Origin of the sequence: Klebsiella sp. OBRC7 (assembly GCF_000293135.1) — a bacterium.
In the GTDB taxonomy this organism is placed as follows: Bacteria; Pseudomonadota; Gammaproteobacteria; order Enterobacterales; family Enterobacteriaceae; genus Klebsiella; species Klebsiella michiganensis.
Window position 1 is genome coordinate 1 of the sequence record NZ_ALNJ01000085.1, and the last position, 20,311, is coordinate 20,311.

General features: G+C 59.4%; 18 protein-coding genes and 1 pseudogene. 12 read left to right on the forward strand and 7 right to left on the reverse strand.

Translation table 11 applies throughout. The annotated features are described in order from the left end of the window. Both HMPREF1144_RS16115 and HMPREF1144_RS16120 read right to left on the reverse strand, forming a co-directional pair. On the reverse strand, positions 1-523 hold a 523-nt coding region (locus HMPREF1144_RS16115), incomplete at its 3' end, for a protein-disulfide reductase DsbD domain-containing protein (RefSeq protein WP_009653441.1). 46 nt (positions 524-569) lie between these two features. Continuing rightward, positions 570-950 (reverse strand): hypothetical protein, encoded by a 381-nt coding sequence (locus HMPREF1144_RS16120; protein WP_009653475.1) that lies wholly within the window; start codon positions 948-950, stop codon positions 570-572. 908 nt (positions 951-1,858) lie between these two features. Here HMPREF1144_RS16120 and leuO point away from each other — a divergent pair. The 5 genes from leuO to HMPREF1144_RS16155 all read left to right on the forward strand — a co-directional run bounded on the left by leuO (position 1,859) and on the right by HMPREF1144_RS16155 (position 7,702). Next, positions 1,859-2,806, forward strand: coding sequence for a transcriptional regulator LeuO (gene leuO, locus HMPREF1144_RS16135; RefSeq protein ID WP_009653505.1), 948 nt, complete (start codon positions 1,859-1,861; stop codon positions 2,804-2,806). 511 nt (positions 2,807-3,317) lie between these two features. Continuing rightward, entirely contained in the window at positions 3,318-3,797 is a 480-nt protein-coding gene (locus HMPREF1144_RS16140; protein ID WP_160743073.1) for a hypothetical protein, read from the forward strand. Positions 3,798-4,058: 261 nt separating this feature from the next. After that, positions 4,059-5,075, forward strand: coding sequence for an iron ABC transporter substrate-binding protein (locus HMPREF1144_RS16145; protein ID WP_009653521.1), 1,017 nt, complete (start codon positions 4,059-4,061; stop codon positions 5,073-5,075). A gap of 23 nt (positions 5,076-5,098) precedes the next feature. Next, positions 5,099-6,673: an ABC transporter permease gene (locus HMPREF1144_RS16150; RefSeq protein WP_009653434.1), complete on the forward strand. Its 1,575-nt coding sequence runs from the start codon at positions 5,099-5,101 to the stop codon at positions 6,671-6,673. After that, on the forward strand, positions 6,674-7,702 hold the full coding sequence (locus HMPREF1144_RS16155) for an ABC transporter ATP-binding protein (RefSeq protein ID WP_009653458.1): 1,029 nt from the start codon (positions 6,674-6,676) through the stop codon (positions 7,700-7,702). A 10-nt stretch (positions 7,703-7,712) separates the two neighbouring features. Here HMPREF1144_RS16155 and HMPREF1144_RS16160 read toward each other — a convergent pair whose 3' ends face one another. Together HMPREF1144_RS16160 and hpxD are read right to left on the reverse strand one after the other, a co-directional pair. Then, positions 7,713-8,681 (reverse strand): PDR/VanB family oxidoreductase, encoded by a 969-nt coding sequence (locus tag HMPREF1144_RS16160; protein WP_004849678.1) that lies wholly within the window; start codon positions 8,679-8,681, stop codon positions 7,713-7,715. Between the two features lie 13 nt (positions 8,682-8,694). Next, positions 8,695-9,732 (reverse strand): molybdenum cofactor-independent xanthine hydroxylase subunit HpxD, encoded by a 1,038-nt coding sequence (gene hpxD / locus HMPREF1144_RS16165; RefSeq protein WP_004849679.1) that lies wholly within the window; start codon positions 9,730-9,732, stop codon positions 8,695-8,697. Between the two features lie 125 nt (positions 9,733-9,857). Between hpxD and hpxR the strand changes: the two genes are divergently transcribed. Next, complete coding sequence (hpxR, locus tag HMPREF1144_RS16170) at positions 9,858-10,790, forward strand: LysR family hpxDE operon transcriptional regulator HpxR (protein WP_004849681.1); 933 nt, start codon at positions 9,858-9,860, stop codon at positions 10,788-10,790. A gap of 282 nt (positions 10,791-11,072) precedes the next feature. On the opposite strand, the gene hpxO is transcribed toward hpxR, so the two are convergent. Then, complete coding sequence (gene hpxO, locus HMPREF1144_RS16175) at positions 11,073-12,227, reverse strand: FAD-dependent urate hydroxylase HpxO (RefSeq protein ID WP_009653455.1); 1,155 nt, start codon at positions 12,225-12,227, stop codon at positions 11,073-11,075. Between the two features lie 346 nt (positions 12,228-12,573). On the opposite strand from hpxO, the gene HMPREF1144_RS16180 reads away from it, so the two are divergent. The 3 genes from HMPREF1144_RS16180 to uraH are packed head-to-tail and all read left to right on the forward strand — an operon-like array spanning position 12,574 to position 14,757. After that, on the forward strand, positions 12,574-13,956 hold the full coding sequence (locus tag HMPREF1144_RS16180; protein WP_009653493.1) for a nucleobase:cation symporter-2 family protein: 1,383 nt from the start codon (positions 12,574-12,576) through the stop codon (positions 13,954-13,956). Continuing rightward, a complete protein-coding gene (uraD, locus tag HMPREF1144_RS16185; RefSeq protein ID WP_009653527.1) occupies positions 13,934-14,434 on the forward strand; it encodes a 2-oxo-4-hydroxy-4-carboxy-5-ureidoimidazoline decarboxylase in 501 nt (166 codons plus the stop codon). The genes HMPREF1144_RS16180 and uraD overlap by 23 nt, the downstream gene beginning before the upstream one ends. Further along, on the forward strand, positions 14,431-14,757 hold the full coding sequence (gene uraH / locus HMPREF1144_RS16190; protein WP_009653544.1) for a hydroxyisourate hydrolase: 327 nt from the start codon (positions 14,431-14,433) through the stop codon (positions 14,755-14,757). Before uraD ends, uraH begins: the two co-directional genes overlap by 4 nt. Positions 14,758-14,797: 40 nt before the next feature. Here the strand turns inward: uraH and guaD are convergent, their stop codons facing one another. Both guaD and HMPREF1144_RS16200 read right to left on the reverse strand, forming a co-directional pair. After that, positions 14,798-16,117 carry a guanine deaminase gene (gene guaD / locus HMPREF1144_RS16195; RefSeq protein ID WP_042927915.1) on the reverse strand — a complete coding sequence of 440 codons (1,320 nt, stop codon included), beginning with the start codon at positions 16,115-16,117 and terminating at the stop codon, positions 14,798-14,800. A gap of 109 nt (positions 16,118-16,226) precedes the next feature. Next, positions 16,227-17,714 carry an NCS1 family nucleobase:cation symporter-1 gene (locus HMPREF1144_RS16200; RefSeq protein ID WP_009653427.1) on the reverse strand — a complete coding sequence of 496 codons (1,488 nt, stop codon included), beginning with the start codon at positions 17,712-17,714 and terminating at the stop codon, positions 16,227-16,229. A gap of 144 nt (positions 17,715-17,858) precedes the next feature. Here HMPREF1144_RS16200 and HMPREF1144_RS16205 point away from each other — a divergent pair, with 144 nt between their 5' ends. The 3 genes and pseudogenes from HMPREF1144_RS16205 to puuE all read left to right on the forward strand — a co-directional run bounded on the left by HMPREF1144_RS16205 (position 17,859) and on the right by puuE (position 20,267). Further along, a complete protein-coding gene (locus HMPREF1144_RS16205) occupies positions 17,859-18,575 on the forward strand; it encodes a GntR family transcriptional regulator (RefSeq protein ID WP_009653425.1) in 717 nt (238 codons plus the stop codon). Continuing rightward, positions 18,575-19,483 (forward strand): annotated as a pseudogene (gene hpxA / locus HMPREF1144_RS16210) (allantoin racemase). Before HMPREF1144_RS16205 ends, hpxA begins: the two are co-directional and overlap by 1 nt. Beyond that, positions 19,368-20,267 carry an allantoinase PuuE gene (puuE, locus tag HMPREF1144_RS16215; RefSeq protein ID WP_227500445.1) on the forward strand — a complete coding sequence of 300 codons (900 nt, stop codon included), beginning with the start codon at positions 19,368-19,370 and terminating at the stop codon, positions 20,265-20,267. The pseudogene hpxA and the gene puuE overlap by 116 nt, the downstream one beginning before the upstream one ends. Positions 20,268-20,311 lie beyond the last annotated feature (44 nt).

The following is a 20,311-nucleotide window of genomic DNA, read 5'->3' on the forward strand; positions in this document are numbered from 1 at the left end:
GATCGTTGGTTATGCCGGTATCTGCCGGGATAGTGCGCATGGCCCGGGCAAAGGCGTCCCGGAAATCGCCGTCCGCGGGCTGATTGAAATCGAGACGCAGCCGGTAGTCGGTCAGCAGACAGACGTTGCTGCAGGTCGATAGCGTAAGCGTGCCTTCCAGCACGTCGCCGGGGGCGGCGGCGATCGTCATCGGGATCGCGACCCGGTCATGGTAGCCCTGGGTCGTCAGGCCGGAAATCTTGAATCTTGACGGGGCAGGCCAGTACCACCGCGCCTGTTCCCCGTTGTTCCAGATGATTTGCGGGGCGACGCCGCCTTCGCCCGGCGAGCGCCAGTAGGTTTTCCAGCCGGAAGCCAGCTCAATTGAGAGCAGTCCGTCGATCCGATCGTTTTCTTTTTCCGCCTGGAAGCGGATCCGGGCATGGTCGTTTTGCGGGGATGTCAGCCATCCGGTGTCCGCCCCGTGGGCAACGCCCGCGCAGGCCAGCAACAGGAAGATGAAACCCCTGAAGATATTCAGCATTTTTTTCTCCGTGAATTAAAAAAATTAATCGTCTAAGAACGATTTTTCATTCACGGAAAACGCAGTTTTTAAGGTGTATTCGCAGCGTGGGCGGCCGGACGGGATCGTCCCGGAAAACCACCGGACGCCCTGCGGTGAGCAGCTGAAGCAGGGCGAGGAAGAGTATGACGGCAGGTAAGGCGCCATCAAAGAATAGCGGCTGCGCGCAGAGCAGGGATTTGGCACTCAGCTGACAGGGCGAGGGGCCTTGTTCAGCCTCCTCAGAAGACGGCTGCTGGGCCTGCGTGCTAAAGGGTATCGCCTGCGTGCGGGCGCCAACATCGGCCAAAAAATGGTGCAGATAGACCGCCCGCTGAACAAGGCAGAATGCCATGACCAGGCAGGTCAGTATCAAAAACCATTTACCAGGAAGCCGACGATTGTGCATAGGGTACCAGGACAAGACAGAACCCGAGGATCATAAACAATCCTTATCAATGTACAAGAGGCTGGCGTGTAAGGTTTTGTCTGGATGGATAACGTAGCCGGCGTATGCGGCGGAAAGGCGGGCGTTCAGGGATTTCGTACATTTATATTATTTACAGCGTTGATGCATCCGGCTACTATTCGCGTCGCTAAGCGGTACCGGCACGCCGCTGCCGGACGTGACTGCTTAGCGCCTGACCGCCATTAGCTCATCTGGAAGAGCGAACGACGTACGTTGTAGGGAACGGGGTTCGAGGCCTCGATGGCGGCCCAACACTTGCTTAGCGGATTCGCACGGTATCGGTAATAAAGCCTCCCGCTTCTGTTGAACACGCCTCTGAACATCTTTAATCACTCCTTTTAGATCTCTTTCCTGCTATTGCTACATAGCCGTTATTATTGCCTGTGAAATAATTTCTCTTCTCTCGCTATTACTCGCGACGGAATGTGATTGCCTGGTTTTATCGCGACTACCCTGGCAAAGGAATACCTGCATTTGGAGTGCTTAAGATTTACCTAAGCAAGTCTGGATAATTTTAATGTGAATCTACTTATTAGGATTTAGTCGCGTATTTTTCAGAAATTTCATCACTTTTTATATGGTATTCTCCCTTGTTCAAGGAGTGAACGAAGGAAAAAAGAATGCTTTACCGCTATGCCGTTTTCTCCAGAAAACATAATACGTTTCATATTCTTTTACTGTTTACCATTTTGATAATAAGTTTCATACATTTGAGCGTGCTGCTGGAAACCGATAACACATGGCTGCTGGGGCCGATGGTGATTTATCTGCCCATTTTTTTCCTTTGGCGAAAGGTCTCAGTGTTACGAAGCAGAATTGCTGATTAATGTGCTGGTGGAGTTCCCTACATGAGTGAAAATACAACATCTAAAGCAACCTCTGAACCGAAAGTCCGGCAGCCCGTCTTGCGGAAAGTCGATCTTAACCTGTTAACCATTTTTGATACCGTTATGCAGGAGCAAAGCTTAACCAAAGCGGCGCACACGCTGGGCATGTCTCAGCCGGCGGTCAGCAGCGCGGTCTCTCGCCTGAAGGTGCTGTTTAAGGATGAACTGTTCGTCCGCAACGGCCGCGGGATAAAACCGACGGAGCGCGCCTTTCAGCTGTTTAGCTCGGTTCGTCGCGCGCTGTCGCTGGTGCAAAATGAGCTACCGGATACGCTTTTCGACCCGCTGGACTGCGAACGTAATTACAACCTTTGCGTCTGTAGCCCGCTGGATAACTACCTGACTCCGCTTATTTTTAACAAAATCAGCGAGATTGCTCCCAGGGTCACTCTTTCCTTTAAATCTTCGCTAAGTCAGCAGGTGACAAATCAGCTGCGCTATCAGGAGGTGGAATTTGTACTCGATTACAACAAATTCAATCATCCGGAATTTACCAGCATCCCGCTGTTCCATGACCGAATGGTGCTGGTGGCCAGGCGCAACCATCCGCGTATCGCATCGCCGCTGAGCGAGGAGGATATTTATCGCGAGCAGCACGCAACCGTCGCGCTGGATCGCTACGCCTCCTTCAGCTATCCCTGGTATAGCTCTGAAGAGCAGCGGGCCTGCGTCGCTTTTCACGGTAACGCGATGGTCAGCGTGTTGAGCGTCGTATCGCAAACCAATATGGTGGCTATCGCGCCGGAATGGCTGGCGAAAGAGTTTGAAGAGCAGTTTGCGCTACAGCTGCTGCCGCTGCCTTTAGAAATGGACAGCCGTACCTGCTATCTTTCGTGGCATGAAACGGCGGGCCAGGAGAGAAGCCATCGCTGGATGGCGGAGCTGCTAATAAAAATTTGCCAGCGCTAAATAGACCTGAAAAAATGCCTGGTAAGACGCCAGGTATTTTATTATTCACGCTCAACTCTCGCCCTGAAAATTAATTAAGACCCCCGCTTTATTTTTGTTCATCAGGCACTGATGACCGGATAAAATACGCTGTATTAATAAAATTAACCCACCAGAATTTCATTAAAAAATCTATTTACCGAAAATCGCGCATTTCTCTGGCAGAGCCAACCGGCGGTGTCTGTACCCAATGGATTACGAGTTGCTTTGAGGCGGCAAGAGAGAGACAAATTCGTCGGGAACGAATTTGACCACCCGAAGGCTGGCCTCCGGTGAGAGGCAGGAGCCTCTCATTAATCCCCAGGAATTTACTCAAGTAAGTGACTGGGGTGAACGAACGTAGCCAACAAAAAAGCAACTTGAAAGACGACGGGTATATACTCTTATTATCCAGCCGGGCCGACGCCTGAACCAGGGGATGATGTTGATGCGCAGAAAAATGATGAAGCCTGCGGTGGCCGCCGCCGCCCTGATGATGTCATCGACGGCCCTACAGGCGGATGAAATCAACCTGTATTCGGTTAATACCGGCTCCTGGATTTACCATCTGTCGAACAACCACGGCCAGTACACCGAAGGTTTTGACAACCAGTTTGCTTCCGTTGAGCGCAAGTTCTCCGAAGATTCTCCGTATAGCCTGCTGGCCGGAACGATGAAAAACAGCTTTGACGATCGCTGCATTGCGCTGGGGGTTCGCCGCGACTGGGTCTCGTTGGGCAACGGCTGGGTGTTTAAGGGAATTTATGGCTACGTTGGCGAGTTTTTTTTCTCGGCCTTCGAGCACTGCGGCGATCATGGTTCTTATAAGGATTTTAAAGACGCCACAGGTATTGGGTTTTCTCCCTATATTTATCATGGTTTTCAGTACAACTTTACCGATTATTTCGGCGTTGAAAGCGGAATTATTCTTCCCGCCGTCTTTGTGGTGAGCATACAGTGGAGTTTCCGCTAATACTGTTGCGAAAATCCGCCCGCTGTGGGGCTTTGAAAGAACCGTGATAAAAAATGAAGCCATCTTAAGGTTATTTTAATCTTCACCGCGGCGGTTATTTTTTTATAGCATTTTTCTCGCCCTTATCCGCCCGTGCTCAGTACATTTCACTTTTTTCATTAGATGGTAATTGTTTGCATTATCATTCACATTCCTCTGTGATTTAATCCTTGCCGGCCGGCGGCCAGTGACTCTTCGCCCACCTCTATTAAGGATTAGTTTATGCGTTTTCGTCTGGTGTCTTATTGCTTCGCTGCATTGATGGCTTCTTCCGCATTTATTGCCCCGCAGGCGCTGGCGGCGGCCAGCAGCGACGGGATTGTGGTCTACAACGCGCAGCATGAAAATCTGGTGAAGTCCTGGGTTGACGGCTTTACCAAAGAGACGGGAATTAAAGTGACGCTGCGTAACGGCGGCGACAGCGAGCTGGGTAATCAGCTGGTGCAGGAGGGGACGGCATCCCCGGCGGATGTCTTTCTGACCGAAAACTCTCCGGCGATGGTGCTGGTGGATAACGCGAAGCTGTTTGCGCCGCTGGCTGCCGAGACCCTTCAGCAGGTCGCCCCGCAGTACCGCCCTGAGCACGGCCGCTGGATAGGCATTGCCGCTCGCAGCACCGTATTCGTCTATAACCCGGCGAAAATCAGCGAAGCGCAGCTGCCGAAGTCGCTGATGGATCTGGCGCAGCCGCAGTGGAAAGGGCGCTGGGCCGCTTCGCCATCAGGCGCAGATTTTCAGGCCATCGTCAGCGCGATGCTGGCGCTGAAAGGCGAGCAGGCCACCCTGGCATGGCTTAAAGCGATGAAAACCAATTTTGTGGCCTACAAGGGCAACAGCACGGTGATGAAAGCGGTGAATGCCGGTCAGATTGATGGCGGCGTTATCTATCATTACTACCGCTTTGTCGATCAGGCGAAAACCGGCGAGAACAGCAAAAATACTCGTCTCCACTACTTTAAAAACCAGGATCCTGGCGCCTTTGTCAGCATTTCCGGCGGCGGCGTACTGGCCTCCAGCAAACATCAGGAACAGGCTCAGGCCTTTATCAAGTGGATCACCGGCAAGCAGGGGCAGGATGAGCTGCGCACCAACAACGCCTTTGAATATGCCGTTGGCGTTAACGCCGCGTCCAACCCGAAGCTGACGCCGCTGCAGGCGTTAGAGGCGCCGAAAGTTGAGCCGTCTTCGCTGAACAGCAAAAAAGTGGTCGATTTGATGACCCAGGCTGGCCTGCTGTAATCGTCCGTTAAAGTGAATACGCTATGTCTTCTCTGAGTTTCGCGCTCGGAAAAAAAGCCCAACGCCTGCCCGAGCGCAGGCGTCCTGCTTTTCCGATGATCGCGTTAGCCGTTCTGTTTTCTCTGCTGGCGCTCTTGCCGCCGGGTTTTGTTATTGCCGTGGGGGTGGATACCGGCTGGGAGACAATCCAGGCGCTGGTCTTTCGCCCCCGCGTCGCTGAGCTGTTGAGCAACACCCTGTGGCTTATCGCGCTGACGGTACCGCTGTGCATTGTTCTGGGCGTTGGCCTGGCCTGGCTGACGGAGCGTACGCTGCTGGCGGGGCGGCGAGTCTGGTCGGCGCTGGCGGTTGCGCCGCTGGCGATCCCGGCCTTTGTACAAAGTTACGCCTGGGTCAGCGCGGTGCCGGCAATGCACGGCCTGTCTGCCGGGGTTTTTCTCTCGCTGTTGGCCTATTACCCGTTTATCTATATGCCGGTTGCCGCCGTTCTGCGGCGGCTGGACCCGACGCTGGAAGATGTTGCCGCTTCATTAGGTACGCCGCCGTGGCGGATCTTTTTCCGCGTGGTTTTGCCCCAGCTCAGGCTGGCGATATGCGGCGGCGCGCTGCTGGTGGCGCTGCATCTGCTGGCGGAGTTTGGGCTCTTCGCGATGGTGCGTTTTGATACCTTTACCACCGCTATCTATGACCAGTTCCAGTCAACCTTCAGCGGCCCGGCGGCGAACATGCTGGCCGGGGTGCTGGCGCTCTGCTGTCTGGCTATTTTGCTGCTGGAAGGGGCGTCGCGGGGGAAAGCGCGCTATGCGCGCATCGGTTCGGGCGCCGCGCGCGAACAGCAGCGGCAGCCGCTGGGCCGGCTGGCTGCGATCCCTCTCCAGCTCGCGCTGCTGACGCTGGTGATGCTGGCGCTGGGCGTTCCGCTGATGGTGCTCTGCCGCTGGCTATGGCTGGGCGGCGTGGAGAACTGGTTAAACGCCGACCTCTGGCTCTCCCTGCGGCAAACGCTGCTGCTCGGCGCGGTGGGCGCACTCCTCACCACCGCCTGCGCTATTCCCATTGCCTGGCTGGGCGTTCGCTATCCGCAGCCTCTTTTTCGACTGCTGGAGGGGTGTAACTACATGACCAGCTCTCTACCCGGCATCGTGACGGCGCTGGCGCTGGTGACGGTCACCATTCACTACGCGCGCCCCATCTATCAGACCGAGGTCACGCTGCTGCTCGCCTGGCTGCTGATGTTTATGCCCCGGGCGCTGGTCAACCTGCGCGCCGGCATCGCGCAGGCCCCCGTGGAGCTGGAAAATGTCGCCCGCAGTTTGGGCCGCAGCCCCGGACGGGCGCTGTGGAGCGTGACCATGCGGCTGGCGGCGCCGGGCGCGGCGGCAGCGGCGGCGCTGGTGTTTCTCGGCATCACCAATGAGTTGACCGCCACGCTGCTGCTCTCTCCGCTCGGCACCCGCACGTTGTCGACCGGCTTCTGGGCGCTAACCAGCGAAATTGATTACGTCGCCGCCGCGCCTTACGCGATGCTGATGATTCTGCTTTCGCTGCCGCTGACCGGCATTCTCTATATCCAGTCGAAAAAAATCGCAGGCCTGTAAATGCTTGAACTCTCCTCAATCTCAAAATCTTTTGCCGGTACGCGGGTGCTCGAAAACCTCAATCTGACGGTGGCCGCAGGCAGCCGGACGGCGATCGTTGGCCCCTCCGGCTCCGGTAAAACCACGCTGCTGCGGATCCTCGCGGGGTTCGAAACGCCGGATAGCGGACGCATTGTTATGCAGGGGCGCACGCTGTTTGCGCAGGGGACATTTATTCCCGCCCACCTGCGCGGGGTGGGCTACGTGCCGCAGGAAGGCGCGCTGTTCCCCCATCTGAACGTCGCGGACAATATCGCCTGGGGCCTTGACGGCAGCCGGCAGGAGAAATACCAGCAGGTGGCGGCGCTGATGGAGAGGGTGTCGCTGGATCGTCAACTGGCGAACCACTGGCCGCACGAAATTTCCGGCGGTCAGCAGCAGCGCGTGGCCCTGGCGCGCGCGCTGGCGCAGCGGCCCGCGCTGATGCTGCTGGATGAGCCTTTTTCCGCCCTCGATACCGGGCTGCGCGCGGCCACGCGTAAAGCCACCGCTGATTTACTGGCGCAGGCCGGCATCGCGTCGATTCTGGTGACCCACGATCAGAATGAAGCGCTCTCCTTTGCCAGCCAGGTCGCGGTGATGCGCCAGGGACGTTTTGCCCAGGTCGGCACGCCGTATGAAGTCTACAGCCGTCCCGTCGATGAAGAGACCGCGCTATTTCTCGGCGATGCGCTGGTGCTGCCCGCCGAGCTTCGCGGCGGACGGGCGCGCTGTGCGATTGGCGAAATGTCAACCGATGATCCGCATGCCGTCGGCCAGGGAAGGGTGATGCTGCGCCCCGAGCAGCTGGTTATCTCTCCCTGTCCGGCGGATGGACAATCGCTCACCGTACGCGATGTGGACTTTAGCGGCCACCTGTCAACGTTAACCCTGGCGCTGCCCGGCCAGAGTGAGCCGCTGCTCGTCAAAACCGTCAGCCGGCAGTTATGGCGGCCGGGGGCGGCGGTACGCATTGAGGTGGTGGGCGAGGCGCGGGTTTTCGCCCGCTAGCGGCGCCGGGCTATAAATCAATGCACAGATTCGCCGACCGGCTGCGCGAGCAGCACAGGGCTATCTGCTGCGCGCTGGCGGATTTCTCCGCCTCCGACTGTACGGTGTCGCGATGGTCGACAACCCCTTCGATAACCGGCGTCAGGCAGGCGCCGCAAATCCCCATCTCGCAGGAGAGGGGGACGGCGACGCCGTTTTCCTGCAGAACCTGGGCGATGGTTTTATGCGGGGGCACCGGCCACCGCTCTCCCGAGGACGCAAGCGTCACGCTAAAGGTTTCTCCCTCCTCAGCGCCGGCGGGCATCGCGACAGGCTGAAAGGCTTCGCTATGGATCAGCGTTTCCGCCCAGCCCTGTTCCATGGCGACCCGGCGCGCGGCGGCCATAAATCCCTCTGGCCCGCAGAGATAAATCGGATATCCGGTATGCGTCTTGTTCAGCGCGGCGGCTAAATGCTGTCGGGCGCTGTCTCCTTCGCAAGAGCAGTGAATCACCACGCTTTCGGCGCTGAACCGCCGCTGCAGTTCGCGGACAAACGCCCCCTGCGCGCGGTTTTTCAGGTAATAGTGCAGAGTAAAAGGCACGCCTTCCGCCTTAAGCCTAAGCGCCATCGCGTACAGCGGCGTAATGCCGATCCCGGCCGCCAGCAGCGTCACCCGCTCCGCCGTACGTAAAGGAAACAGATTGCGCGGGGGAGAAATCAACAGCGTCTGGCCGGGGCGCAGCTGCTGGTGAATATAGCGCGAGCCGCCGCGTGACGCTTTCTCCAGCGCCACGCAGATCAGGTAGCCGTCGTCAGGGCCGTCCGGGCCGGTCAGCGAATACTGGCGGATAATGCCGCACGGCAGATGCACATCAATATGCGCGCCGGGCTGCCAGGCGGGGAGCGGTCGGCCGTCCTGAGCCACCAGCCTGACGGCGAGGCTCTGGCTGCCCTGGCGCCAGATGCCGTCAACGATAACCTCTACTACATCGCTCATGATGGCTCTCCACTTAAACGAGGAAAAAGTCGCCGAAGCCCATTTTTTTCAGTCCGCGGCGATAGGCGATGGAGCTGCGATCGGCGGGGATATGCGCTTCGAGCGTTAAATCCAGCGGCAGTCTCTCCGGGCGCTGGGTCTCCACCATCAGGCGATCTTCCTCAAAGACGCGCAGGTTAAAGGCGTGAACATCCTCTACCGGCACGTGCAGATCGAAATTACGCGCGATGGGCGCGAACATGCGGGTGATCCGTGAGGAAACCGGCGAGGCGGCGTTCATAATCACCAGCCTGGCCTCACCGGGAAAATGAATCGTCAGGGTGGCGGTAAACGGCAGATGCATCTCGAAATGGCGCAGCCACTGAAAGCCTTCCGGCGCGCGAAAATCGGAGCTGGCGGGATAGTTGCCGACTGAACTCCAGTAATCGGCGATAAAACCAAACGCCGTCTCCTGCGGTGTGTAGTTTGGCACCACCTGGTTATCCGGGTCGGCGAAGGTATCGGTGTGGATCCAGGCGAAATGGGCGACGTCCAGAAAGCCCTCGACCTGGCGGCCAGCAAAGCCGTTGACCTCAAAAGCCGGGCAGTTGATTTGCTGAAAGCCGTCGTCGTGCCAGTGCGGCATCACAGGCAGCGGCATCGGGTTCTCCGGGTCGAAGGCCAGGCAGGTCCAGATCAGGCCATAGCGTTCTTCAACCGCAAAGCTGGTGAGGTTGAGCTTCGCCGGTACCGGCTGGCCGGGGCTGGACGGGATACGGTTACAGCGGCCATCTTCGCCGAAGCGCAGGCCGTGGTACGGGCAGACGATCCCTTCTTCGTCGTGAAAACCGAGCGTTAGCGGCACGCCGCGGTGGGGGCAGACGTCGCGAGCGACCACCACCTGGCCTTTGATACGATAAATAACCAGCTGTTCATCAAGCAGGGTAGCTTTTACCGGCGCGGGGCCGATATCGCAGGCGCGGGCGACCGGATGCCAGCATTTCGCCAGGCGCAGCCAGTCCTCGGGCTCAAAGGTGCAATGGGCGGGCGGGGTGGGTTGTGGTCTGTTCATGGCTTCTCTTCCTGCTCACAAAAACATTTGTTTAATTGTTGTGAGTTTATTGTTGTCATATTAGGGTGTTGACATCCATCAGCAAGAATTCACCCAGCCGTTGCAAAAAAGAGAACAGGTTACCGATGAGCCCATTTTCACGTTTCGCTATCTATTTTGCCGAAGTGGCCCGCAGCGGCAGCCTGCGGCGGGCGGCGGAAAAGCTGCATATTTCCGCCTCGGCCATCAACCGGCAAATCTTGCAGGCGGAAGAGGCCTTCGGCACGCCGCTGTTTGAGCGCCTGCCGGAAGGGTTGCGTATGACCACCGCCGGGGAGCTGCTGTACGACAATCTGCTGCGCTGGCAGAAGGAGTTTCATCTGACGCGGCAAAAGTTTGATGAGCTGCAGGGGCTGAAGCGCGGCACCGTTAGCCTTGGCATGGTGCAGGCGCTGGCGGAAGGGAGCTTTGCCGCCGCGCTGGCGGACATTATCGCCAGTTGGCAGTGGCTGGAGCTGAATCTACAGGTGGCGGATAGCCATACCATCAGCCAGAAGGTGCGGCAGGCGGATCTCGATTTCGGCCTGATTCTGGATCCTGAAGGTCAGGCGGGGCTGAGCGTGCTGGCCTTTGCTGAGCTGGAGATGGGCGCGGTAATGCGACCGGATCATCCTCAGGCGCAGGCCGCGATGCTGTCGCCAGGGGAGCTAAGCGAGGAGCGGCATATTGTTCCCGGCGCGCCGCTGATCGTCCATGATCGGGTTGCGATGCTTTATCGCCATTATGATTTTTCTCCGGCCAACAGTATTAGCTGTAACGATATCCGGTTGATCAAATCGCTGGTCCTGAAAGGTGGCGGCGTGACGATTCTCAGCCGTCTGGACGTGCTGGAAGAGGTGAAGCTCGGGCAGCTGGCGTTTGTCCCGCTGCGCAACAAGCTGCTGCGTCCGCTCACCCTGGCCCTGTGCACCGCGCCGTCGCGCCAGCTCTCCCGCCCGGCGCAGATGGCGATCCAGAAGCTGACCGCCGTGATGGAGGAGATACAGGCCGGGACAGCGGCTTCCCCCCCGTCTGCGTAATATACCCGGCCTGAAATACTCTGCGGCCTGCTTCCTCGGTGGCGGTGCGCTGACCGGGCTACGGGTTCATCCACGTCTGCGATCCGGTAGCCCGGACAGGCGCGCAGCGCCGCCTCCGGGACGGTGTCGGGGTGATGCATCGGCGTGGCTTCTTCCCGGCTCGCGCTGCGCTTAGCCGGGCTACGAGCTGACCGGGACTACGGGTTCTCTTGCGTCTGCGATTCGGTAGCCCGGCTAAGGCGTTTACGCCGCGAGCCGGGAAGGGGGCTGATGCCAGCATCTTCACCCCAGCGGGCCGCCCTGAATGGTTTCGCACAGGCCGTTGATAATCCGCTCCCCGGTTTCGGATTTCAGCTCCTGGTACCAGGCTTGCGTCAGCGCCATATCTTTGCCATGGGTCACATCGCAGCGTTTCCGCGCCTTCAGCACCAGGTCGCGGACCCGATCGCAGCGCAGCGCTTCGTACTGGCACAATACCTCGGCGATGTCGCGGCTCTCGCGGAACAGGTCTCCCAGCACCACCGCATCCTCCAGCGCCGCGCAGCCGCCCTGGCCGATATCCGGCGTGGTGCTGTGCCCGGCATCGCCCAGCAACGCCACCTTGCCGCGAACCAGCCGTTCAAACGGCTCGATATCATGGATTTCAATGCGGTTGGTGGTCAGCGGATCGAGGGCGGCGATCAGCTTCTGCACCTGCGGCGCCCAGCCGCTAAAGTAGCGGCTGAGATCCGCCCGTAGCGTGCTGCGATCCTCGGCCAACCCCGCCGGCAGCGGAACATCAAAGAAAAAGTAAAACCGGCCATCGGAGACCGGCATCAGCGACACCCGTTTCCCCTCGCCGACGAAAGTGGTCCACTGGTTGCCCGGCGCAATCGCCTCATCAATCTCCACCAGACCGTTCCAGTTAACGTAACCCGCGTAGCGGCGCTCAGGGGTATAGCCGAGCACGTACGGGCGCAGCGCGGAATGGCTACCGTCGGCGGCAATCAGAAAATCTCCCTCTGCCATCGATCCGTCGGTAAACCAGACGCGAACGCCGTCGGCGTGTTCTTCGCAGCGGGTGACGCGTTTACCAAACTGCACGGCGTCGCGTCCCCAGAAGGTGAGCATTTCGCGCTGCAGCTCGGCGCGGGAAACCGGACAGGGGCGGCCGCCGGTACGCTCTACCAGCGGAGCGAGGCTGAACTGGGTCAGATCCTCCCCGCGCAGATAATCCTTATAAGCGAGAAAATGCATCGGGCCGCCGTAGCTCTCGATAATATTGCCCATACCTAAATGCTTCATGCACTTCACGCCGTTCGGCCAGATGGAGATGGCCGCGCCCACCGGTTTGATTTCTTTCACCGCTTCAAAGACTTCGCAATGGATACCTGCATTTTTTAACCCCACCGCCGCGCTCAGGCCGCCGATTCCGCCGCCGATCACTAATGCTTTCATTTGCTTCTCCTTTACATACGTCGTGATTGGCTTGAGCAATTTGCGTACCACTTTGGCGCAGGCGCGGATTTCGCCGATTCGGCCTCCCCGCCATCGTGCGGTTGCACAGTCGTGGTGCGTGATGGGGGTTTTGTTGCCTTTTTATGAATCAATAATTTCTATATCGGGAATGTAGAATCTAAAGTTTCATTACGGTGGCCAGCCCAGGCGCACAGGTGTTAACCCGATAGATGATTTATCTCTTTGTAAAACAGAGGAAAAATTAAATGTTGCGCAAGTGTGAGCGAATTTGGCCTGTTTTGTGCACTCGTTCCCGCACGCTTATTCGCAACGGGATGAAACGACCATGTCAGATGAAAAAAACGGCGGCTTACTGTACGGCCTTGAGCAGCGCATCCCGCCGCTCCCGGCTTTTTTTAGCGCCTTACAGCACGTACTCGCCGGGCTGGTGGGCATTATTACGCCGCCGCTGATTATCGGCGCGGCGCTGGGGCTGGGGGAGTGGCTGCCCTATTTGATCAGCATGTCCCTGCTGGCTTCCGGCATCGGGACCTTCCTGCAATCCAACCGCCTGTGGGGGATCGGCGCGGGCATGATCTGTATGCAGGGGACCAGCTTTGCGTTTCTCGGCGTCGCCATTGCCGGCGGTATGTGGGTAAAAGGGCAGGGCGGTACGCCGCAGGATATTATGGCCATGCTGTTTGGCGTCAACTTCGTCGCCGCGCTGGTGCCCTGTCTCGTCAGCCGCTTTATTGAACCGCTGAGGCGCATTTTTACTCCGGTGATTACCGGTAGCGTGATAGCACTGATCGGCATTAGCCTGATTAAAGTCAGCGTCATTAACTGGTGCGGCGGCGAGCAGGCGAAAGCGTTTGCCAGCATGAGCAATATCGCCCTCGGCGCGGGCACGCTGGGGACCATCGTCCTGCTGAGCTGCGCGAAAAACCGCTGGCTGCGTCTCTCTTCGGTGGTGGTGGGGATTGGCGTCGGCTGCGCGGCGGCGGCGCTGAGCGGAACGTTCCAGCTTAAAGGCGTCGGTGATGTCTGGTTCCGCTTACCGCAGCTGTTCCCGTTTGGTTTTCAGTTTAACAGCGCGATTTTTCTGCCGATTGCGCTGGTGTCTCTGGTCTGCATTCTTGAGGCGGTAGGCGATCTGACGGCCAATTGCCTGATCTCTCAGCAGTCGATAGATGACGAGGCCTTTCGTTCGCGGCTGAAAGGCGGCATTCTTGCCGATGGCATAAGCTGCATGGTGGCGGCGATGCTGTGCGCGTTCCCCAATACCACCTTTGCGCAAAACAACGGCGTGATTCAGATGACCGGCGTCGCCAGCCGCTACGTTGGCCGCTACATCGGGGTGATTTTGATTCTGCTGGGCCTGTTTCCGCCGTTCGGCGAGATACTGCGCCAGATCCCGGCGCCGGTACTGGGTGGCGCGACGATGGTGATGTTTGGCTGCGTTGTGGCGGCGGGGATCCGCATTATCACCCAGAAACCGCTGGCCCGTCGCGATATGCTGATCGTTGGCCTGGCCTTCGGTTTTGGTCTCGGCATTGAAGCGGTTCCGGCGTTTCTGACGCACTTCCCGTCGATCGTGGGTAACCTGTTCGGCTCTGCGGCGACCAGCGGCGGGCTGGTGGCGATTGTCCTGAATCTGATTATTCCGGAAGAGAAACCGGCCGCGGCGGCGGCCACAAGGAGCACCGATGATCGCGCTGAATCACTTTAATCAGCTGAGCGGCGAACATGCCGTCGCCGTGCTGGAACCCTGTGTGGCCGTCTCCGGCTGGGCGGCGGCGCTGGCCGCCGGCCGGCCCTGGCGCAGCCGCGCTGATTTACTCAGCGCCGCCCGGCGGCTGATGGCGGCGTGGGGCGAAGCGGAGCTGACTGAGGCGCTAAGCGCCCATCCGCGTATCGGCGAAAAGCCCGCCGGGTCTCAGGCGCACGCGGCGCTCTCGCGTCAGGAACAGGGAAGCGTTGATGGCCGCGATGCTGCGCTGGCGCAGGCGCTGAAAGAGGGCAACGCCCGCTATGAAGCGCGGTTTGGCCGGGTCTTTTTGATTCGCGCGAAAGGGCGCAGCGGGGGTGAAATCCTGGCGGCGCTGTCGCGTCGCCTGCAAAACAGCGAGCGCGCAGAAGTCGAGGACGCGTTAGCGCAGCTGCGCGAAATCACCCTATTAAGACTGGAAGGAGCGATTGGCGAATGAGTACCTTAAGCACCCATATTCTGGATATCTCCACCGGCCGACCGGCGCAGGGCGTAAAGATTGCGCTGGAGCGCGAAGGCGAGCTGGTTGCCCGCGGCGTCACCGATGATAACGGCCGCATTGGCGAACTCGGCGCCGGGACGCTGGCGCCGGGGCGTTACCGGTTGTGCGCGGAAATTGGCGAGTGGTTTGCCGCCAGCGGGCGCGAGACGCTCTACCTGAGCGCGCAGATTGATTTCGTCATCCGCGAGGCGGCTGGCGAGCACTATCATTTACCGTTTTTAATTGCCCCCGGCGGCTGGTCTACCTATCGCGGCAGCTAAATTTTCCCGGAGGCGCGCAGCGCCGCCTCCGGGAAAGGGACTACTGCGCAGCCGCATCCCCCCACACGCGCTCGCCGTTTACCCACGTCTCGCTGATATTACGTTCATCGCCCAGGGTCATCAGCACGAACAACTGCTCATAGATATCCTTGCAGCGTCCGCTGCGTAAGCGCTGCAGCGGCGTGACCGCCGGGTCGATAACCACAAAATCGGCCTCTTTGCCGGGTTGGAAATTGCCAATCTTCTCGTCAAGGCGCAGAGCGCGCGCGCCGCCAAGGGTCGCATGGTAGAAGGCTTCACTGGCGCGCAGGCGATAGCTTTGCAGCTGGCTGACCTTATACGCCTCGCCGAGGGTGCGCAGCATACTGAACGTGGTGCCCGCGCCAACATCGCTACCGATGCCCATGCGCACTTTGTTCTGCCAGCAGGCCGGTAAACGAAACAGCCCGCTGCCGAGAAACAGGTTTGACGTCGGGCAGAAGGCCAGGGCTGAACCGGTCTCGTGCAGGCACTGCCACTCGGCGTCCGCCAGGTGAATGCCGTGGGCAAACACGCTGCGCTCGCCGGTCAGCCGATAGTGATGGTAGACGTCAAGATAGTGCTCATGCTCCGGCCACAGGCTTTTTACCCACGCCACTTCGTTGAGGTTTTCGCTCAGATGAGTATGCAGCCAGGTATCGGGAAACTCTTCCCGCAGCTGCCGCACCGCGGCCAGCAGCTCCGGCGTTGAGGTCGGTGCGAAGCGCGGCGTAATGGCGTAGCCGAGGCGGCCGCGCCGGTGCCAGCGTTCAATCAGCGCGCGGGTTTGTCGGTAGCTCTGCTCCGCGCTTTCGCTCAGATAATCGGGCGCGTGGCGATCCATCATCACTTTCCCGGCGAGCAGGCGCATATTCAGGCGCAGCGCTTCGTTAAACAGGGCATCCACCGATTCCGGATGCAGCGTACAAAAAACCAGCGCGGTGGTGGTGCCGTGGCTCAGCAGCTGGTTGACAAAAAACTGCGCGATCTCGGCGGCGTAGTCGGCATCGGCAAACTGGCTCTCCACCGGAAAGGTATAGGTGGTGAGCCACTCCAGCAGCTGCTCGCCAAATGCGCCTATCATCTCGGTTTGCGGATAGTGGACGTGGGCATCGACAAACCCCGGCAGCAGTAGCTTACCGCGCAGGTCGCGATAGCCCTTCTGCGGGTGCAGAAAGCGTTCGCCCTCCTGCCACGGCAGCAGCGCCTGAATGCGTCCGTCGCGAAGAAACAGCACGCCATCCTCCAGATAGCGCGCCTGGCGGGCGATATCGTCGGCGCTCTCGGCAACCTCGGCGATATCGAAAAATGCGCCGCGAACCGCGGCATGGTAGTCAAACATCATAGCTGCCCTGTGGGTTAGCGAAAGGATAGGTTGATTGAGCAAGATTAATGCCAGTTTGCGCAGGCGGAGAGCCGCCGCGACGTGACGCCGCGGCGGGAAGGTCGGGTTACTCTTTCTGGGCGAGGGCGCTGAAACCGGCGGTGGCGCCGACGCGCTCGTCGCGGGCGATCCAGCGGTAGGCCGCGCCGCTCAGGAAGACGCCGATAAACCAGCTAAAGTTAGCCACTTCGTGCAGGGCCGGAATAAAGCTGATGACCAGACCAATCGCGACGGAGGGCACCAGGGCGGCGATCGCTTTCGGGTTAAAGCCGTTGCGGTACCAGTACTGGCCTTTTGGCGTGTCGTCGAACAGGTCGTTAACGGAAACCTTACCGCGCTTAATGATGTAAAAGTCCACGATCAGGATACCGAACAGCGGGCCGATAAACGCCCCCAGCACGTCGAGGGTGTAGTGGATCAGCTCCGGCGAGTTAAACAGGTTCCACGGCGTCAGCAAAATCGATCCCACGGCGGCAATCATGCCGCCGGTGCGGAAGCTGATTTTCTGCGGCGAGCAGTTAGAGAAATCGAACGCCGGGGAGACAAAGTTGGCCACGATATTAATCCCGATGGTGGCAGTGATCATGGTCAGCAGGCCAATGGCGACCGCCAGGTCGTTACCCACGCGGCTCACAGTCTCAATCGGGTCGGTGATCATGCGGCCAAACAGCGACTGCGTGCCGGAGACAATCACCACGGTCACGATGGAGAACAGCAGGAAGTTAAACGGCAGGCCCCAGCGGTTGCCGCGGCGGATCTCGCCCATGCTTTTGCCGTAGCGCGAGAAATCGCCAAAGTTGAGCAGCGGGCCGGAGAAGTAGGAGACCACCAGCGCGGTGGCGGTGATCATCTGCCAGGTCTGCTCCCCGGCGCTCAGCGATTTGCTGGCGAGGGTAAAGGAGATCCCGTCAAAACCGGTCCTGTATACAATCCATCCCGCCAGCGCCAGCATTACCACGTAGACCGCCGGGCCGGCGATATCGATAAAGCGCTTGATGGCGTTCATTCCGTGCCAGAACACCATCGCCTGCAGCAGCCACATGGTGGCGAAGCAGAGCCAGCCCAGATGCGACAGGCCGAGGACGCTGGATGCTGTGAGCGTCGATAGCGATGGCCAGAACTTCAGCAGCACCAGCATCAGCGCGTTGGCGGCGAGATAGGTCTGAATGCCGTACCACGCGAAGGCGATAAGCCCGCGGATCACCGCCGGGATATTGGCCCCAAACACGCCAAACGCCTGACGACAAATGACTGCGTAGGGCACGCCCGCCATCTGGCTGGGCTTCGCCACCAGGTTGGCGCACAGTTGAACGATGCAAATCCCCACCAGCAGGCACAGCAGCACCTGCCAGCTCGCCAGCCCGAGCGTAAAGAAGCTCGCCGCCACCACGTAGCCCCCCATGCTGTGCACGTCCGACATCCAAAAAGAAAAGATGTTGTACCAGCTCCAGTTCTGGTCGCGCGTCGGCGCCAGATCCTCATTGCAAAGTCGCGGACTGTATCCAGCGTGGGGATCAGCGGCCTTAACCTGATGCGTATTTTGTTGATTTGGCATGAAACCTGCTCCTGTAAATGAACACCCGTTTAAATGGATTGCTGAGGCTGTTGCAGGATTTAGGCCAAAGTGGTTATTTTTGTATGCAAGAATTAAATTTTATGTATACGATCCGATATCAAAAAGTAAAAACCGGAGTGGTGAATGAGCAACCAACATCGTCTGCAGGCCTCGCCAGAACTGCAGGATAAAGACGAATCCATCTATCAGGCGCTGATGACCGCGATCGTCGAGCATCAGCTGCCGCCGGGGAGCAAACTGCCGGAGGAGGCGCTGGCGGAAGCGTTCGGCGTAAGCCGTACCGGGATCAGAAAGGTGCTGCAACGACTCGCGACTGTGCAAATGGTCGCCCTGACGCCCAAACGTGGTGCACAGGTCGCCAGCCCGACGGTAGAAGAGGCGCAAGAGATCTTCCGCACCCGCGCGCTGCTGGAGGTGGCCAACCTGCCGGATGTGCTGGCCCGCTGTCAGCCGCCGCACCTCGCGGCGCTTGAGGCCATTATCCGTGAGGAGCAGCAGGCCCATGAACGCTATGACGGCCCGGCGGCGATCCGCTACTCCGCCGAGTTTCATATTCAGCTGCAGGCGATCTCCGGCAATCAGGTGCTCACCGAGATGGTGACCCGCCTGAGCCAGCGCTCATCCCTGGTTATCGCGGCGTGGGGATCGCCGTGGCGTCAGGGCTGCCGCTGCGACGATCACGAACGGCTTGTCCAACTGCTGCGCGACAAGGCGCTGCAGCCGCTGAGCGATGCGTTAAGTCACCATTTTGAACATATCGTCGCCAGCCTTTGCTTTGAGCGTTCTGGCGTGACCCTACCTGATTTTGCCCGGCTGTTTGCCGGTTATAAGGAGCCGTAATGGCCGCTGTTTGTATACAAGTCATCAACCCCAACACCAGCCTGGCCATGACGGAAACCATCGGCGCCGCCGCGCGGGCGGTCGCCGCGCCGGGAACCGAGATTCTGGCGGTCTGCCCCCGCGAAGGCGTCCCATCGATAGAGGGCCACTTTGATGAAGCCATCGCTGCCGTGGGCGTGCTGGAGCAGATCAACGCCGGTCGCCAACAGGGGGTCGACGGGCACGTGATCGCCTGTTTTGGCGACCCCGGTCTGCTGGCGGCGCGCGAGCTGGCGCAGGGGCCGGTGGTGGGCATTGCCGAAGCGGCGATGCATACGGCGACGCTGGTGGCCACCCGTTTCTCCATTGTGACCACGCTGCCGCGCACTCTGATCATCGCCCGTCATCTGCTGCATCAGTATGGTTTTCATGACCACTGCGCGGCCCTGCACGCCATTGATTTACCGGTGCTGGCGCTGGAGGACGGCAGCGGTGTGGCGCAGGAGAAGGTACGCGCGCGCTGTATTCAGGCGCTAAAAGAGGACGGCTGCGGGGCTATCGTGCTGGGCTGCGGCGGGATGGCGACGCTGGCCCAGGAGCTGACCCGCGAGCTGCGCGTGCCGGTGATCGATGGCGTCAGTGCGGCGGTCAAAATGGTTGAGTCGCTGGTGGCGTTAGGCCTGTCGACCAGCAAGCAGGGCGATTTAGGGTTTCCGGAAGCCAAGGCGTTGAGCGGCAAATTTCAGGCATTAAATCCCTTTTAAAATGAAGAGGTAGCAGATGGCATTTTTGGCAGACGATTACCCGCGCGACCTGCGCGGCTACGGCGGACAGCCGCCGCACGCCCGGTGGCCGAACAACGCGCGCATCGCCGTGCAGTTTGTTCTGAACTACGAAGAGGGCTCAGAAAACCACGTGCTGCACGGTGATGCCGGTTCTGAACAGTTTCTGTCCGATATTATCGGCGCCGCCAGCTATCCTGACCGGCATATGTCGATGGATTCGCTGTATGAGTACGGCAGCCGCGCCGGTTTCTGGCGCATCCATAATGAGTTCAGCCAGCGGGGACTGCCGCTGACCGTGTTCGGCGTCGCCATGGCGCTGGCGCGTCATCCTGAGGTGGTCGAGGCGATTAAGTCGGCGAACTATGACGTGGTCAGCCACGGCTGGCGCTGGATCCACTACCAGAATATGCCCATCGAGCAGGAGCGGGAGCATCTTCATAAAGCCGTGCAGGTGTTAACCGATCTGTTTGGCAAACCGCCCACCGGCTGGTATACCGGGCGCGATAGTCCCCATACCCGCCAGTTGGTGGTGGAGCACGGCGGTTTTGATTATGACAGCGACTATTATGGCGACGATCTGCCGTTCTGGAGCGAGGTGGCCTGCGGCGACGGGACGCGTAAGCCACACCTGATCGTACCTTATACCCTCGACGCCAACGATATGCGCTTTGCCACCGCCCAGGGGTTCAATACCGCCGAGCAGTTTTACACCTATCTGAAAGACAGCTTCGATGTGCTGTACGCCGAGGGGGCCAGCGCGCCGAAGATGATGTCCATCGGGATGCACTGCCGCCTGCTGGGGCGCCCGGGCCGCTTCCGCGCGCTGCAGCGTTTCCTCGATTATGTGCAGCAGCACGACCAGGTTTGGGTCTGCACTCGTCAGCAGATTGCCGACCACTGGCGCGACGTTCATCCGTTCAGGGGGTAAAGGCGTTCCCCGGGTCGCGCCGCAAGCGGCTTACCCGGGCTACC